Below are 16,190 nucleotides of genomic sequence, written 5' to 3'. Positions count from 1 at the left end.
CGCCACGGCGCAAGTTTCCGATCCTGCTGCTGCAAATACTGCTGAGCCACCCCCAGACGCTGCTGCAACGACAAAGCCAGCCACCGATTCAGCGGCGGCCGGGGCGCCGACAACCAATCCTGGTTCGGTGGCGGAGCCTTCTGGCGCCAATAGGCCCTCTGCGACCGAGAAAGAGGGCGTGGTCAAGGCCCAGAACAAGCAGGCCCCGGCCGGTAGCCGTCTGTTCCCTGGCAACGACACCCTGTTCAAGCGCGACGTGACCCCCAAGATCGACCCTGCGCTTGTCTCGGGTGACCGGGTGTCGCTCAATTTCGAGAACATCTCCGTCGCCAGTCTTGCGTCGGCCCTGCTGGGGGATCTGCTCAAGCTGAACTACACCATTGACGCCGGAGGCGACGCCGTGGTGAGCCTGCACACACGCCAGCCTTTGCCGCGAAGCCAGGTGCTGGACGTGTTGGATACCGTGCTCTTGCCCCATGACCTGGCCATCGTGCGCGACAGCGCCGGGGTGTACCACGTCACCAAGCGCACCGTGACCGTGGGGTCGCGTCCTGTGGTGGGCACGGCGCGCTTCAAGGATCTGGCAGGCGCAGGCACTGTCATCGTGCCGCTCAACCATATCGGCGCCAGCGAAATGGCCAAAATCCTGGCGCCCGTCGCGCCCCGGGAGGCCATCGTCTATGTGGACAGCATGCGCAACCTGCTGGTGCTGCAGGGCAGCAAGGCGCAATTGGGCGGCTGGCTGGAACTGGTCGAGGCATTCGATGTCGATTTTCTGGCCGGCATGTCCCTGGGCGTGTTTGTGCTGGAAAACGCCAGCGTCAGCGTGGTGCGCGATGCATTGCAGGCCCTGATCGGGGGCGACGCATCGGCTGGCAACCCCTATGGCAACACAACCAGCAGCAACGCCGCGGGCGGAGCCCAGGGTGCAGCGCTGCCCGCTGCTGCTGCCAACATGCTGGGCATGGCCGCTGCCAATTCCGGCGCCAGCGCGGGCGCAGCACAAGCCACCAACCCCCTGCATGGCCTCGTGCGCGTGATTCCGATCGAACGGCTCAACGCTCTGGTGGTGGTCACGCCGCGCAGCCACATCCTCAGTCAGGTGGAAACCTGGATCCGGCGCCTGGACCGGCCCATGGACGCGCTGGAGGCCACCCTGTTTGTGTACCCCGTGCAAAATGGCTCGGCCACCCACTTGGCCGAAATGCTCAATGGATTGTTCGGAAGCAGCACCAATGGCGCCAAGCCAGGCGTGGCCGCGGGAAGCGCGCCTTCGCAATTCACATCGGGTTCTGCCAAGGGGAGTGCCTCGACCCTGAATACAAGTGGCAGCAAAACCACAGCCTCTGGCGGGGCCTCCACATCCTCTGCCGCTGGTCTGCCGGTGTTGACGCCCAATCAGGCCAGCGCCAGCAATGAGCCAGCCACCACGGTCAATCATCTGGATGGCAACGTCCGTGTGGTGGCCGATGAAAAGCGCAACGCATTGCTGATCCGCGCGCCGCGCACCGAGTATCGCCGCATAGAGCAAGCCTTGCGTGAGTTGGACAAGGCGCCGACCCAGGTGCTCATCGAAGCCAGCATTGTCGAGGTCAGCCTCTCCGGCAACCTTGCCTATGGTGTGGAATGGTTTGTGCAAAACAGCCTCGGCGGCGGCCGCGAGGGCAATGCGCTACTGAACCTGCGCGAAAGCGGCTCCATTGGCCCCTCGCAGCCGGGCTTCTCCTACACCATTCTCAACAAGGCGGGTACCATCCGCGCCACGCTGAATGCACTGGCAGAAAAATCCAAGCTGCGCGTGCTGTCCAACCCCACGGTGCTGGTGCTGGACAACCACAACGCCACCATCCAGATCGGTAACCAGCAACCCATCAAGAGCTCCACCTCTTCGACGGGAACCATCGTTACGGAGTCCATCACTTATAAAGACACCGGCGTCATGCTCTCGGTCACCCCTTCGGTCAATGCTGGCGGGCTGATCACCATGGACATCCTGCAGCAGGTGACCGATGTGGGTGACGTGGATATTCCCACGGGGCAACGCAAGTTCCTTACCCGCCAGATCCAGAGCCGTATTGCCGTGCGTTCCGGGGAGCCTGTCGTTCTGGGGGGGCTGATCCGCGAAAACTCGTCTGCCGGCAGCACCGGAGTGCCGTTGCTGTCAGAAATCCCTGTCGTGGGCGCCCTGTTCGGCCGGAACAGCGACCAGAGCGAGCGCACCGAACTGCTGGTGTTGCTGACGCCGCGCGCTCTGGAAAACGACGACGAATTGCGTGCCGCCAGCGCAGAGCTGCGCCAGCGCATGCGAGCCATCGCCTTGCAGCCCGCACCGCGTGAAGAGACAAAGTCCCCCGCTGCGGCGTTGCAGTAAACGCACTGAACCAGTGCTTGTCAAAACTGTCCATACCATCGGATCCAATCCGCTCTACCAACCCTTCTGATTAAAGAACTGAACAGGAGATATTACCCATGACCATGCAACCCCACCGTCGCAGGCTACTGGCCTGTCTCATTGGATCAACCACCTTGGTGGCAGCGTTGGCAGGTTGCGCAACGGCCCCTGGCTCTGCGCGCGCCGACGACCAAGCCGACCTGATCCCGCGTGCTCAGGCCTACTGGCGCCTAGTGAGCGCCAACGACCGCCTGGAGGCATGGAAGTACGAAGCTGCTTCCAAGGACAAGAGCCTGACGCTGGAGGGTTACCTCAAGCGCGGTGGCGTTGCCTATGATGTCGTGGAGGTGCGCGGCATCCGCAGCATGGAGGGCGACAATGCCGTGCTGGATGTGTGGATGCGCTATAGCGTGCCGCAGATGCGCATTAAGGGATTGGAGGATGTTGTGCAGGATCACTGGCGTCGGATTGATGGCGCCTGGCACCATGTGTTGCGCCAAAGTATCATGTTCTCGGATGCGAAACCTTGATTTTTGTTGTTTGTGCGCAACATGCGTGATGGATGCCACATTCTGGCGAGTTTTGATTGAAAACACTGCACGCTCAAGCTAAGATAGCAGCAACCCAAACGAAGTGGCGGATGGGTTGCATATCCCATAAGGGAAAGCTTCCTTCAATTTTTAAGGACTGAGAAGATGAAAAAGTTTGCAATGGCAGCCGTCGCGGCAGCAGCGATGACCGCAGGTGTGGCGCAGGCCTACACCATGGGTACGTTCTCCAACGGCGTTGTGGTTCCCAACGTTATTCACAACGGCGCAGCCGATACCACTGCTGTGGGTCTGATCAACCGCTCGGGCACCATCAAGTCGGTGTACTGGACGTTCTTTGACCAAGAGTCTGCTCACATCACCGACGGCTGCTTCCCCATGACCCACAACGACTACGAGCCCTTCGTCTGGGCTGCCCAGTCTGGTCTGGGTCTGGAAGGTCGTCGTGGTTATCTGGTGTTTGCTCTGGGTAGTTTGGCTCCCGCAACTCCTGCTGCTGCTTGCTCGGCGGCTGAAGCTGCATTGCCAAATGCAGTGGGCGCTGGTAATCGTTTGGCTGCCAACGCGGTGCAGGTGATGGCTGCTTCCAGCGACGTGTCCTATATTCCTGTGATCGACGGCGACCTGACCTTGGCGGCTGGTACCAACCTGAGCACCATGGGTCCCGAAAGCCTGGAAAACGTGGCGGGTGCCGTGAACGTGGTTCCCGGTGTTGGTCCTCAAATGCTGATGCGTTATTTCGTTGATGGCACGGCCAATGGTGGCAACGAGACCCGTATCGTTGTGTGGTCCACTGGTGACCAGCGCGGCACCCACACTGTCAACATGTTTGACAATGCGCAGGGTCGCAAGTCGGTCAACTTTGCTCTGACCCATCGCGAGCTGGATTGGTTCGATCCTGAGCAAATCGCTGGTCGTCCTGCCAACTACACCGATGGTTTCATCGAGTGGAACACTGGCGTGGTTCCTGCTGATTTCCCTGGTGCTGCTGGTACGGCTCTGGGTACTGCTCCCGTTGCTCCTGTCGCTCCGCGCTCGGTGTTTACCTATAGTGTGGTCTCCGCTCCCGCTTTCGGTGCCGTCCAAACTATTCTGGGTGCTCATCACCCCTAATGCGTAATGGGTTTGTCGGTGGCATTTGTGATGCTGCCGACGCTGCCCGTGCCGCCAAGGTGGGTTTTTGGGTAACCTGCCACAAAGTAGCGCCTAATGGCGCTACTTTTTTTTGAGGTGCAAGTTATGAATTGGTATCGAACGCTGCGGAGCGTGTTGCTGGGCTCTGCTTTGTCAGCGCTGCTGGCGGCCTGTCAGACGCCGCGCCCGGTGGATGGCGAAGTTGTGGTGCCCGACAGCCAAGCATCGCACGTGCGTTTTGAGCTGCCAGAGGCTTGGGGTGGTGAAGTTCGTTGTGGTGCTCAGGGCTGCTTCTTGGGTGCCATAGAGCATGAAAACAACAAAGTTGTTGTGTATCGGTTGCAGGGGCGGACGGTTCGACTGCTCGATCGCCAGCCAGTGGCTTACCATCCGGACTCTGCAGTATGGTTGTCGGACAATCTTTTGGGTGCTGCCGTAGAAGAAGGTGGGGCGATTGATATTTTTCGCCTGGAGGGCGAGCGGTTGATGCGTGTGCACAAAATACATGTGGGATTCAGCCCACGAGACGTTATTTTGTTGCAGGCGCAGGAGGGGCATTTCCGGCTTTTGGCGACTCCCTACGAGGGCACCGAAGTTGCGTGGCTGGATTGGTATGAAGACAACCGGGCTGCGGCCCAGGTGCAGCGCACAGTGTTGTGCCGCACACCATGGCACCCCACCCGCGTCTCCAGGGTGCCCAACGCCCAGGGTGGGGGGATCGCAGTTGCCTGTTTGGATGACAAGTCAGTGATATACGTGCCGGGAATGGATGCCACGGCGCAAGCCGTGGTTTTGGCGCGCTTTTCTTCCATACCACGGCAGGTGAGGCCGTCGCCTACAGGGCGTTGGTTGTATATTGCCCTGGAAACAGGAGGGCGCAATGCCCGTGTCCACATGGAAACAGGGGAACTTCAATGGATCAGCGCGCCTCCGACCGGATTCGTATCGGTCGCGGCCTTGTCTGACGATCTGGTGCTGTGGGGGGATAGCCAGCAAATATTCCTCCAGCGACTGGGCGCCGCAGGCAATGTGCTTGAAGCACGGAAACTAGTATCCAGTGGCTTCTCGACCAGCCTGCAGCTCTTGGATCTAGATAAGGACGGCCATCAGGATCTGGTAGTGCTTAACTCTGCAGGAAAGGAGGCTGACGTGTTCTATGGGCCCCTGTGGGAACTGGCGCAGCCGGTTATGCCATAACTTGTTCGTGAAAATGCTAACCATGAAGTTCAAACGATTTGCCATTGGGGTGCTGACTGTATACGTAGTCACTGTGTGGCCGACGTGGGGTGCACAAGACAAAGTAGAAGTCTTGGGGCGCGTTGGAAATAAGGAGGTCATCACTGAAGCAGATGTGTCCGAGTACCTGAAATTGCGAACAGACCTCCGTGCGTTGAGCAAGAACGTCTGGGGGGTGGAGAACATTGTGCGGGAAATGACCTTGACCCGAGCGCTAGTGCTGGAAGGTGAATCCAAGGGTGTGGCGCGCCAAGAGGGCATCACGGCCCGTCGGTTTGACGACATTTATGCGCACACCATATTTCAGCAATTGCGACCGGAATGTGCGTCGCCAGCCAATGAAGAGGCTGCCAAGAAATTCTTCGTCGAAAATCCGAAAGCATTCGCTGTGCCGCCATCGGCTCGGATGAACCGGGTGATGTTGCCAAAGTCGTCCACCGTGGACGGGGAGCCTGCCGTGGGCTGGTTGCTGAGCCAGATTCCGAAAGTGGGAATGAACAACAAGCCGTTCGACGAATTGGTGGCGAAGGCGAAGACGGTCTACAACTTGGATCCGCAGGGAGATCTCGGCTGGGTGATGTTGTCAGACGATATTCCGCTGATGCGTGCGTTGGCTGGTGCAAAGGAGGGAGACATTGTTGGGCCGGTCAACGAAGGCGAGTTCATTTACGCTTTTCAGATTGTCAGTAAGCGGGAGGGGCGTGTTCTGGAATGGAATGAGGTTGCAGAAATGGCTGCCAATCGTGCGGTGCGTTACTGCCGCGAACAAGGGGACGCAAGGATTCGCGACGAAATGGTGAAAAAGTATGGAATAGAGGTGGACGTCGAGGCTATCAAGGCCATGTTCAACCGTTTTGAAGGAAAAAAATAGCACTTAGCGCGAACTGGAATAGTTCTTAGCAGGCTGCTGAAATACTGGTTTGCCCATTGGCAGCCAAGAACATCGACCGCTTAAAACGGCCTACAAGCGATTCTTTCGAACCCGGCAAGGGGTGAGGCACCCTCAAAGTCGTCATTTTTTGAGTTCTCCAGCAGTATTTCAGCAGCCTGTTAGAGGGGGCTGTTCTTGGTTGAAATTGCAATCTCAATGGGCTGTAAGCATTTCTGACAACTACGTATTCAAGAATCACATGCGTGCTTCAGTCCTTGTACCAGTCAAAAACGGCGGCGCCCTGTGGGGCGAGGTGCTGGATGCCGTCTTGGCTCAGCACACGCCCTGGCCTTTCGAGGTCATTGTGGTGGACTCAGGGTCCAAGGACGATTCCGTGGAGCAGACCCGCAAGCGCGGGGTGCGGGTGGAGCAGATCGCGCCAGCAGAGTTTGGCCACGGGCGCACCCGAAACCATCTCGCTACTTTGGCTCGTGGCGATTTTCTGGTGTTCATTACCCAGGATGCACGTCCAGCCGATGCGCACTGGCTGTACAACCTGGTTGACGGTTGTGACAGCGCGCCTGAAGTGGCGGGGGCATTTGGCCCGCATCGCGCGCATCCAGGCGCGCGGCTGGTGACGCAGCGGGAGTTGCAGGAGCATTTTGCCGGTTTTGGCAATGCGCTTTCGCGGGTGCGCATGGAAGACCGCGAGCGCTTTGACCGCGAGGTTGGCCACCGGCAGTTTCTGCACTTCTTCTCCAACAACAATTCCTGCCTGCGCCGTTCGGTGTGGGAGCATCTGCCGTTTCCAGACGTCATGTTTGCCGAAGACCAGACCTGGATGCTGGCGGCCATCAAGGCCGGATACGCCAAGGCCTACGTGCCGGAGGCGGCGGTTTACCACTCCCACGATTTCGGTGTGTGGGAGACGCTGCAGCGAAACTTTGACGAGGCCAGTTCCTTTCAGCGTGATTTTGGTTATGAGATCCAGCGCAGCCTCTGGCGTGCGCTGGCCAGTGCGATGCTGTTGGCACGCAGGGATGCCCGTTGGTTGCATCAGGCGGGCCTGGGTGGCATTTCCTGGCTGAAGCATTCCGTATATATGGCGGCCATAGAGTTGGCGCGAACTTTGGGTCAGTTCCTGGGAACCCGGCATCGCCGTTTGCCAGGCTGGCTGTTGGGCGTTATTTCACGCGATCAGGCGCTGCAGCGTGGTCGCACTGCCTAGCCAACGGTACTGGGCGCAGTGCCTGGTGCAGACGGCAGGATTTTGAAATCAGTTTTGGGGAAATATGGTCGGATCATTCGTGCGGCGCCTGCGCCGAGTATGGGAGTTGACTCGGCACCATGGAGTGTTTCGCACGGCATCCATGGTTCGCCAGCGGCTCAAACATGGGCCCGGTGGCATGCTGAAGAGCCGGAACGTTTTTGCAACTTACGATTTTGTTCGCGTAGAACGTGTGCAACTGGCGCCACAAGCTGCACGCCCCAACACATTGCTGTGGTTCATTCCGGATTTCAATATTGGTTCGGGGGGGCACCAGACGATCTTTCGCACCATTTGGCATTTGGAGCGCATGGGCTGGGAGTCGGGCATCGTGATTGTGAGCCCCTCGGTGCACGCTACCGCTGAAGCGGCACATCACGACATTTGTGCACATTTCTTTCCCTTGAAGGCCAAGGTCTATGTGGGCTTTGAGGGGCTGCCCAACTGTGAATTTGTGATTGCCACGGGGTGGCAAACAGCATACCCAGTGCGTGCGGTCGTTGGCCCGGTCAAGAAGCTGTATTTTGTGCAGGACTTTGAACCGAGCTTTTACCCGACCGGAACAGAGTCGGTCTTGGCCGACAACACCTACCACTTCGGGTTCTTTGGTATCACCGCTGGTGGTTGGCTGGCGCGCAAGCTGAAAGCCGAGTATGGGATGCAGACGCACCCCATCAGCTTTGGAGTGGACCATGAGCTGTACCGGCAGCGCCCAAGGCGCGAGCCACATATCAAGCGCGTCTTCTTCTACGCGCGTCCGCCCACACCCCGACGTGCCTTCGAATTCGGGTTGTTGGTGCTGGAGGCAGTTTCGCGCAAATTGCCTGACACCCAGTTCATTCTGGCCGGGTGGGATGTGGGTGACTATCACATCCCGTTTCCGCACCTTGCGGCGGGTGTCATCACGCCCGAAGAACTGGCCGACGTATTCAGTCAGTGCGATGCGGCGCTGGTGATGTCTTTGACCAATTTGTCCTTGATGCCCCTGGAGGTGATGGCTGCTGGTTGCGCCGTGGTCTCCAATCGGGGCGAGTGCGTGGAGTGGTTGCTCCATGATGACGTCGCGCTGTTGACCGATCCCACGCTCGAAGCGCTTTCAGACGCTCTGTGCCGTCTCTTGCAGAACGACGCTGAGCGTCAGGCATTGGCCAGCCGCGGACAGGAATTCGCGCGCCAACAACACTGGCAGGCGTCGGCGGAGGCGTTTGAGCAGGGCTTGCTGGCTGCGCGCAAGGCAATCCCTGCGTCCACGGAAGGGATGGCTCCGTGAGCGTGCCAGGGGAGCCCATGCACCATCAGCCGCAAGCGGCCTTGCAGCAGCATGTGCAGCGAGGCGCCACTCGACATGCATGGGTTTTGTGGCGCTATTGGATGCTGCGCGAGTTCAAGACGCGTTATGCGGGCTCGGTGCTTGGTCTGGCATGGGCATTTGTTCAGCCTGTAGCCACACTGGCGATTTTTTACGTGCTGTTTGGCCGCTTGCTGGCGGTCCGGGTGCCGGGGTTGGAAACCGATCAGGGCTACTTGTTGCATTTGTTGGCGGGTCTGGCGGTGTGGCTGCCGTTCACCGACTCCATCGGCAGGGGGGTTGGCAGCCTGGTTGCCTATGAAGACTTCCTGCGCAAGCAGCCCATGCCGTCAGAAATATTACCTGCAGTCTCCGTGGGTGGAAGTGTTCCGGTCATGGCGGTGGCATACACATTGCTGCTCGCCCTGGCCATGGCGCAGGGTCTGGGGCCGGCGATGGGTTGGTTGATGGTGCCGCTGCTGGTGTTGGCCCAGTTGGTGCTGACCTTGGGTCTGACGCTGTTTCTGAGCATGGCCCACTTCATGTGGCGTGATGTAGGCTCCTTTGTCGCGTTTGCAACGCAATTGTGGTTCTACCTCACCCCGGTGGTGTACCCCTTGTCGCAGGTGCCTGAGTCATTCCATGCTTGGTATCTGTTGAACCCCGTGGCGTGCATGGTGTTGGTGCTGCAGGGCGTTGTGCTGGGGATGCCTATGATGCATGGGGTAGGGTATGCCCTGGCGTTCTGGGTGCTCTTGCTGGGCGGTGGTGGGTGGTGGTTTTTCCGCTCGATGAAGTCGGCACTGGGGGAGGCGCTTTGATTCGTTTCGAGGGCATAGAGAAGATCTACCCGGTGTATGCGCGGCCACAGGACCGTCTGTGGGAGTGGCTCTCACGCAAGCCGCGCCATCGCCTGCATGTCGCCCTCACCGGTGTGGATTTTGAGGTGAAGTCGGGCGAAACCTTTGGCCTGATTGGTGAGAATGGGGCTGGCAAGAGCACGCTACTGAAGATCGCTGCCGGCACCATTCGTCCTACCAAAGGGCAGGTGTTTCGGGAAGGGCGCGTGGCAGCTTTGCTGGAACTGGGCGCTGGCTTTCACCCCGAAGAATCAGGGCTGGACAACATCCGTTTCATGGCAGCCTTGCATGGGGTTCAGGGAGAGGCGCTGGAGGCCTTCGTCGCGCAAACGATTGAGTTTTCCGAACTGTCGTCTGAAGCGCTGGCTCGGCCGGTCAAGACCTACTCGTCTGGCATGTTCATGCGGCTGGCATTTGCAGCCGCCACTGCCATCGATCCAGAGGTGTTGATTGTGGATGAGGCACTCTCAGTGGGAGATCTTCATTTTCAAAAGAAGAGCCTGAATCGGATTCTTGGATTGCGTGAGCGCGGTACCACGATCCTGTTTTGCTCACACAACCTGTATCAAGTACGCAGCTTATGCCAGCGTGCTGCATGGGTACATGCCGGACGCATAGAGGCATTGGGCAGCACTGAAGATGTGGTTACCGCATACGAGGCCTATGAACGACGCAGATACGCTCATTTGCGCAGCGATGGCGTTTCCGCAGATGCTGAGGTCGGGGTTGCTTCTGCGGGCGCGTCGGCTTCAGTGTCGGCACCGGTGAAGATCATGCGATTGACCATCGAAACATCGGATGGTGTGAATCCGGCGCAGGTGGATTCATTTCAGGATCTGATTCTTGAAATAGAGGTGGAGGCTTACAGTGCGGCACCGTTCCATGTCGGATTTTCGATTGTGCGCCCCGACAAGGACAACGTTTTTGGTACCAGCACTCAGTTTCGTGTGGGGCATCGACCTCTGAGCGGCGTTGGATTGCATAGACTGCGCGTGAAGTATCCGCGCTTGCCTTTATTGTCTGGGGAATATCTTTGGAGTGTTTACACCCTGGACGATTCAGGCTTGCAGGTTTTGGATATGGCGGAATTGGTCCAGCCTTTCACGGTACTCAACCAGAGGCATCGGGAGGTGGGGCTTGTCTGGCTGGAGCACGAATGGCTGCAAGTAGAGTGAGCGCTGACTGGAGAATGGATTGGGGTTTTCCGCTGCTTGGGCGGATGCCCACGTCGTTGCCATGGCGACTGGCGCATCGTTTGGGCCGTGATCCGGCGCCACAGCGGCAGGCGACGGAGCGCTATCTGGAGGCGCGTTTCCGCGAAGTGTTTCCCGATGCTGAGGCTGTGCAATGTCGTCTGTGGGCGCAATCACACATGGAGATGCTGGCCCAGGAGATGCTGGACTCCGTGGTCTTGTACAGGATGGGTATGCCCGGTGGTCCTCGTGTGACGGTGTCTGGTTGGGAGCATGTTGAGGCGCTTCAGAGCAAGAACCAGGGTTTTATAGTCGTTCTCAATCACTATGACCGTCTTTTGGCCGGTCCCATTGCTTTGGCGCGTCGTGGTTTGCGGTTGCATGCCATGACCATGCCCATAGCAGAGAATGCTGAACTAAATCCGTCGCAGCGACGGTTTTTGACCAACAAGATCAAAGCCTATACGGATATTACTGGCGGGCAGTGGTGCACCTCCAATGATGGGTTGCGTCCTTTGCATGAGGGGCTTCGGTCTGGGCAGGCGTGGGGGATTCTGGCGGATGCATGGCGCCCAGAGTTTGGACGCTTGCGCAGTCATCCGTTTCTGGGGGGGCAGCTGCTACTTCCCACGGGCATTGAGCGCTTGGCTCATTCGACGGGTGCGGCGTTGCTGCATGTCATTACGCGGAGTCAGGCGCCTGATCAATTGAATGTGCAAGTCGAACCTCTTCCTGCGGATCCTAGGGTCGCGATTGATCAGGTGATCCAGCGGTTGGAGGCGGATGTGCGGGAACGACCCTGGGCCTGGTGGCACTGGGGCTTGTGGGATCAAATGTGGCGACCAGCGCCCCAGGAGGAACGCCATGTCCAATATTGATAGATACGACTACGCTTTTGATCCCGAAGCAGATAATTGGCCTGCTCGTCTGTTGCGGCAGGTTCCGCAGGGCAGTGCGGTGCTGGAGCTAGGCCCTGGTGCTGGAGCGATGACGCGGGTGCTGCTTGCACGCGGTTGCAAGGTGACAGTGGTCGAGAATGATCCCGAGGCTGTGCAGGCCCTTCTGGCCATGGGCGTGGAGGTGATCGAGAGTGATCTGGAGTGCACCGATTGGATCGCAGCACTGGGTGACCGGCGCTTCGGAGTGGTGCTTGCATGTGATGTGCTGGAGCATCTGCGACTCCCTGAGGCGGTGCTTCGCGCGTTGGGCGAGGTGCTGGAGCCAATGGGGAAGTTGGTGGTTTCTGTGCCAAACGTGGCGTATGCCGGAATCGTGGCGGCCCTGCGGTATGGTGTGTTTGATTATGCGGACAAAGGTCTGCTGGATCGAACCCATGTTCACTTCTTTACTCGTCGCAGTGTTGAAAAAGCGATGATGAACAGCGGCTGGGTTCCCCGCCTTTGGGATGCCAACAGGGTTCCATTGGCCCAAAGTGAGTTCTCATGGTGCTGGGAGGCGCTGACAGGGGATTTGCGACAGCAATTACTGGCCGGGTGGTCTGATTTCGATGTTTATCAATGGATGGTAGTGGCAGTGCCGTCCAGAGATGGACGTGTCTGGGAAATGGCTGATATACGTGCGCAAGCCGAGCGCTTGCGTCTGGAGTTAGATGCGCTGCGGCGAGTGCATGAGCCTGAGCATGCATCCTTGATTGAGCACCAAAAGGCATTTGCAGAAGCCAAGGAAGTCATTCATCGGTTCGAAAATGAAATCAGCCTATTGAAAGCTGATGCCAGTCGTTTGCAACAGCTGGTCGAGACCTTGGCTGCTGAAAAGCGGGAGTTGGCTGCAAATCTGCAATCCGCGAAGGAAACCTTGGCGCATACCCAGCATGCCTTGCATGAAAGCTCTTTGCGTCGGCGTCTTCGCAAGTTCTTGAGGTTGAACTGAAGGGAGCAGAATGCATCGCATTTTGGGTGTCCCAGATCCCACAGACTTTCATCCGGGCATCGACACCATGGGCAGCGGGTGCCGCATTGACCCCACGGTCTCGGTGATGCGTTTTGGCGAGCGCGCCGATGTCATTTGCCTTGGCGCGGATGTCAGTCTGTACGCCCATACACGTTTGGTCGTCAGTGATGTGGTCGCCGACCCGATGGTCGGGATTCGGATCGGTGCGCGTACGATCGTCAATGTTGGCTGCTACCTCTCCGGTGAGGGGGGGCTGGACATTGGGGAAGATGTACTGATTGGGCCACATGCCAAGCTGCTGTCGGCTGGGCATGCCATCGATGAGGGCGACGCCGTCATTGCTCGCAATCGAATTACCCGCGCGCAGATTGTCGTGGGAGATGGCGCGTGGATTGGTGCTGGAGCCATTGTGCTCGAAGGTGTGAGGATCGGGCGTGGTGCGGTTGTGGCTGCGGGTGCCTTGGTGCGTCAGGATGTCCCCGACGGCATGGTCGCTGCGGGTATGCCTGCGCGGCTGATCAGGTTGCGCCGATCGGGGCAGTTTGCCGGTTCCGTGCCGCTTGATGAACCTTCACCAACGGCTTGGCGTCGCTTCAAGTCCTGGTGGGCTGGGGCTTGAGTGGTATGTCAATGAATGGAATGATGAACGTGTGGGACAGGAGTCTTTTTGTGCGCCGGTTGATGACGCTGGTCGTTTGGGCCTTGCTGTCGGCACTTTCAATGGGCGTTTCCGATGCCGCTGCCTCGGCGGTTTGGGAGTTTGTGGATCGAAATGGGGTGGTCCACATGGGTAACGTGGCGCCGCCAGCGGCGCGTGAAGTGGTTTGGCTGGAAGGGGTGGGCTCGGTGGTTTCCGATAAGCCCAAGGGTTCCGTACGCCATCTTTCGTCGTCTACGAAATATGAGTCTGCAAGACCGGTGCTGGAAGAAGCCGCCCGCGCCCAGGCACTGGAGCCAGCCTTGGTGATTGCGGTCGCTGCGGCGGAGTCGGCATTCAATTCGGAAGCGGTGTCGCGCAAGGGGGCGCTGGGTTTGATGCAGGTCATGCCAGCAACAGCGCAGCGTTATGGTGTGACGGCGCGCAGCGCGCAAGAGGCGAAGCAGGCCGTGATGGAACCCAAGCTCAACGCCCATATCGGGACCAGGTACCTGGCCGACCTTCTGCGCATGTTTGATGGTGACAAAGAACTGGCATTGGCCGCCTACAACGCCGGCGAGGGCGCGGTACTGAAGCATGGGAGGCGCATCCCGCCCTATCCGGAGACCCAGCAGTACGTAGAGCGGGTCCTGAACATCTACCGTTCGCTACAGCGGTAATTGGTTACATTTCTGCCGATGGTGGGTCTTATTCCATTTTGTGAAAAAGGTAACATCGGCGCTCCATGATTTGGCTCTCTCTGGTGGCATTTGTCGTCGCGGCGTTGGCTGCGGGTTTTATCGTCCGGTGGGTGCGCAGTCATGCGGCGGTCTATGGCAACGGCATGCCTCAGAGGTTTCATCATGGAGACGTACCCCGGCTTGGAGGGGTTGCCATCTTGTTGGGTGCGCTGGTGGCGTGGTCCTTGGGGGTGGTTGAAACCCTGTTGGGTGACTACGCGTCAGTGCGCCTGGACACCTGGGTCTATGCTTGGATGGCCGCCTTGTTGCCATCGGCCGTGGGAGGGATTGCCGAGGACCTGACGCAGCGTCTGGCCGTTCGATATCGCCTTGCGCTCACCGCAGCCTCCGGAATTCTGGCGTTGCTATTGGTGGGTTTGGAGGTGCCGCGTACTGGTCTCGACTGGCTGGATGCCTGGCTGCCCATGGTCCCTTGGGTGGGGAGCTTGGTGGTGCTGCTTGCGGTGGCGGGCCTGCCGCATGCCTTCAACATCATCGACGGCTACAACGGACTGGCAGGCATGGTGGCCCTGATCGTTTGTCTGGCGCTGGCGCATGTGGCGCTGCAGGTCGGCGACCGCGCCCTGGCAGCCCTGCTGGTGACGATGGCTGCCGCGACAGCAGGGTTCCTGCTCTGGAACTACCCGCGAGGCATGTTGTTTGCCGGCGACGGGGGGGCCTACATCTGGGGTGTGGTGATTGCGCTGGCGAGTCTGTCTCTGGTGCAGCGCAACCCGGCGGTATCTCCCTGGTTTCCCATGCTGCTGCTGATCTACCCGGTGTGGGAGACGGTGTTTTCGATATACCGCAAGTGGGTGCGCGGAGTGTCGCCCGGCGTGGCCGATGCGCTGCATTTCCACCAATTGATCTACCGCCGTATCGTGCGCAGCGTGTTTCACGACGATGAGTCGCGCCGCATGCTCATGCGCAACAACCGCACTTCGCCGTACCTGTGGGGGTTTACCTTGCTCACCGTGGTGCCTGCAGTGCTGTTCTGGAGCAACACCTGGGTGCTGATGGTGTTTTGCGCACTGTTTGTGGTGACCTATGTGACCGCCTACTTGGCCATTGTGCGCTTCAAGGTGCCTGCCTGGCTGCGCCACTGACGTGGGTCTGGTTTGCGGCACAATTTGCACGATTCCCTCTTCGTGCTGAAAGCGGCCGTATCCATGACCACTGAAACCCTTCTTTCGATTGCACCGCGCGACAAGGCCGAGATCCTGGCGCAGGCGCTGCCTTACATCCGCAAGTTCCATGGCAAGACCATGGTCATCAAGTACGGCGGTAACGCCATGACCGACCCGGCCCTGCAGCAGGACTTTGCCGAGGATGTGGTGCTGCTCAAGCTCGTGGGGATCAACCCCGTGGTGGTGCATGGTGGCGGGCCGCAGATCGAGACCGCCCTCAACCGCTTGGGCAAAAAGGGCCAGTTCATCCAGGGCATGCGCGTGACCGACGCCGAGACGATGGAGGTGGTCGAGTGGGTGCTGGCGGGTGAGGTGCAGCAGGACATCGTGGGCCTGATCAACCAGGTGGGCGGCAAGGCCGTGGGCCTGACGGGGCGGGATGGCGGCATGATCCGCGCGCGCAAGCTCAAGATGGTGGACAACAAGAACCCCGAGGTGGAGCATGACGTGGGTCAGGTGGGCGACATCGTGTCCATCGACCCCAGCGTGGTCAAGGCGCTGCAGGACGATGCTTTCATCCCGGTCATCAGCCCCATCGGTTTTGGCGAGCACAACGAAAGCTACAACATCAACGCCGACGTGGTGGCCAGCAAGCTGGCCGAGGTGCTCAAGGCCGAGAAGCTCCTGCTGCTGACCAACACGCCTGGCGTGTTGGACAAGGAGGGCAAGCTGCTGACCGATCTGACAGCGCGCCGTATTGACGAGCTGTTTGCCGATGGCACCATCAGCGGCGGCATGTTGCCCAAGATTGCGGGCGCGCTGGATGCCGCCAAGGCGGGCGTGAACGCCGTGCACATCATCGACGGTCGTGTTCCGCACGCCATGCTGCTGGAGATCCTGACCGAGCAGGCCTATGGCACGATGATCCGTAGTCATTAGCATGAACAACCCCCTGTGCGGCTGCGCCGCTTCCCCCTTCTCTCGTC

At 59.2% G+C, this 16,190-nt stretch carries 15 protein-coding genes; all 15 read left to right on the top strand.

Annotated elements, in window-relative coordinates; all coding sequences use genetic code 11:
• Positions 1–178: 178 nt before the first annotated feature.
• Positions 179–2,371, top strand: a complete 2,193-nt coding sequence (gene gspD, locus GWK50_RS16555) for a type II secretion system secretin GspD (protein WP_242455413.1) — start codon at positions 179–181, stop codon at positions 2,369–2,371.
• Positions 2,372–2,469: 98 nt separating this feature from the next.
• Positions 2,470–2,922 (top strand): hypothetical protein, encoded by a 453-nt coding sequence (locus GWK50_RS16550; RefSeq protein ID WP_162017448.1) that lies wholly within the window; start codon positions 2,470–2,472, stop codon positions 2,920–2,922.
• 165 nt (positions 2,923–3,087) lie between these two features.
• Positions 3,088–4,053 carry a hypothetical protein gene (locus tag GWK50_RS16545; protein ID WP_162017447.1) on the top strand — a complete coding sequence of 322 codons (966 nt, stop codon included), beginning with the start codon at positions 3,088–3,090 and terminating at the stop codon, positions 4,051–4,053.
• 126 nt (positions 4,054–4,179) lie between these two features.
• Positions 4,180–5,271, top strand: coding sequence for a VCBS repeat-containing protein (locus tag GWK50_RS16540; RefSeq protein WP_162017446.1), 1,092 nt, complete (start codon positions 4,180–4,182; stop codon positions 5,269–5,271).
• 22 nt (positions 5,272–5,293) lie between these two features.
• The gene (locus GWK50_RS16535; protein WP_162017445.1) at positions 5,294–6,181 is read left to right on the top strand and encodes a peptidylprolyl isomerase; all 888 of its coding nucleotides are present in this window, start codon (positions 5,294–5,296) and stop codon (positions 6,179–6,181) included.
• Between the two features lie 259 nt (positions 6,182–6,440).
• Positions 6,441–7,409: a glycosyltransferase family 2 protein gene (locus GWK50_RS16530; RefSeq protein WP_162017444.1), complete on the top strand. Its 969-nt coding sequence runs from the start codon at positions 6,441–6,443 to the stop codon at positions 7,407–7,409.
• A 178-nt stretch (positions 7,410–7,587) separates the two neighbouring features.
• Positions 7,588–8,718, top strand: a complete 1,131-nt coding sequence (locus GWK50_RS16525) for a glycosyltransferase family 4 protein (protein ID WP_242455411.1) — start codon at positions 7,588–7,590, stop codon at positions 8,716–8,718.
• A 17-nt stretch (positions 8,719–8,735) separates the two neighbouring features.
• A complete protein-coding gene (locus GWK50_RS16520) occupies positions 8,736–9,557 on the top strand; it encodes an ABC transporter permease (RefSeq protein ID WP_242455410.1) in 822 nt (273 codons plus the stop codon).
• The gene (locus GWK50_RS16515) at positions 9,554–10,771 is read left to right on the top strand and encodes an ABC transporter ATP-binding protein (protein ID WP_162017442.1); all 1,218 of its coding nucleotides are present in this window, start codon (positions 9,554–9,556) and stop codon (positions 10,769–10,771) included. Before GWK50_RS16520 ends, GWK50_RS16515 begins: the two co-directional genes overlap by 4 nt.
• A 14-nt stretch (positions 10,772–10,785) precedes the next feature.
• Positions 10,786–11,667 carry a hypothetical protein gene (locus GWK50_RS16510; RefSeq protein WP_242455409.1) on the top strand — a complete coding sequence of 294 codons (882 nt, stop codon included), beginning with the start codon at positions 10,786–10,788 and terminating at the stop codon, positions 11,665–11,667.
• Complete coding sequence (locus tag GWK50_RS16505; RefSeq protein ID WP_162017440.1) at positions 11,654–12,679, top strand: class I SAM-dependent methyltransferase; 1,026 nt, start codon at positions 11,654–11,656, stop codon at positions 12,677–12,679. Before GWK50_RS16510 ends, GWK50_RS16505 begins: the two co-directional genes overlap by 14 nt.
• 10 nt (positions 12,680–12,689) lie before the next feature.
• The gene (locus tag GWK50_RS16500) at positions 12,690–13,319 is read left to right on the top strand and encodes an acyltransferase (protein WP_162017439.1); all 630 of its coding nucleotides are present in this window, start codon (positions 12,690–12,692) and stop codon (positions 13,317–13,319) included.
• A gap of 23 nt (positions 13,320–13,342) precedes the next feature.
• On the top strand, positions 13,343–14,017 hold the full coding sequence (locus GWK50_RS16495) for a transglycosylase SLT domain-containing protein (RefSeq protein ID WP_242455408.1): 675 nt from the start codon (positions 13,343–13,345) through the stop codon (positions 14,015–14,017).
• A 65-nt stretch (positions 14,018–14,082) separates the two neighbouring features.
• Positions 14,083–15,183 (top strand): glycosyltransferase, encoded by a 1,101-nt coding sequence (locus GWK50_RS16490; protein ID WP_162017438.1) that lies wholly within the window; start codon positions 14,083–14,085, stop codon positions 15,181–15,183.
• 63 nt (positions 15,184–15,246) lie between these two features.
• Positions 15,247–16,143 carry an acetylglutamate kinase gene (gene argB / locus GWK50_RS16485; RefSeq protein WP_162017437.1) on the top strand — a complete coding sequence of 299 codons (897 nt, stop codon included), beginning with the start codon at positions 15,247–15,249 and terminating at the stop codon, positions 16,141–16,143.
• Positions 16,144–16,190 lie beyond the last annotated feature (47 nt).

The organism is Acidovorax sp. 210-6 (assembly GCF_010020825.1).
In the GTDB taxonomy this organism is placed as follows: Bacteria; Pseudomonadota; Gammaproteobacteria; order Burkholderiales; family Burkholderiaceae_C; genus Simplicispira; species Simplicispira sedimenti.
Note: the sequence above shows the minus strand (reverse complement) of the source record. Positions and strands in the feature narration are given on the sequence as shown.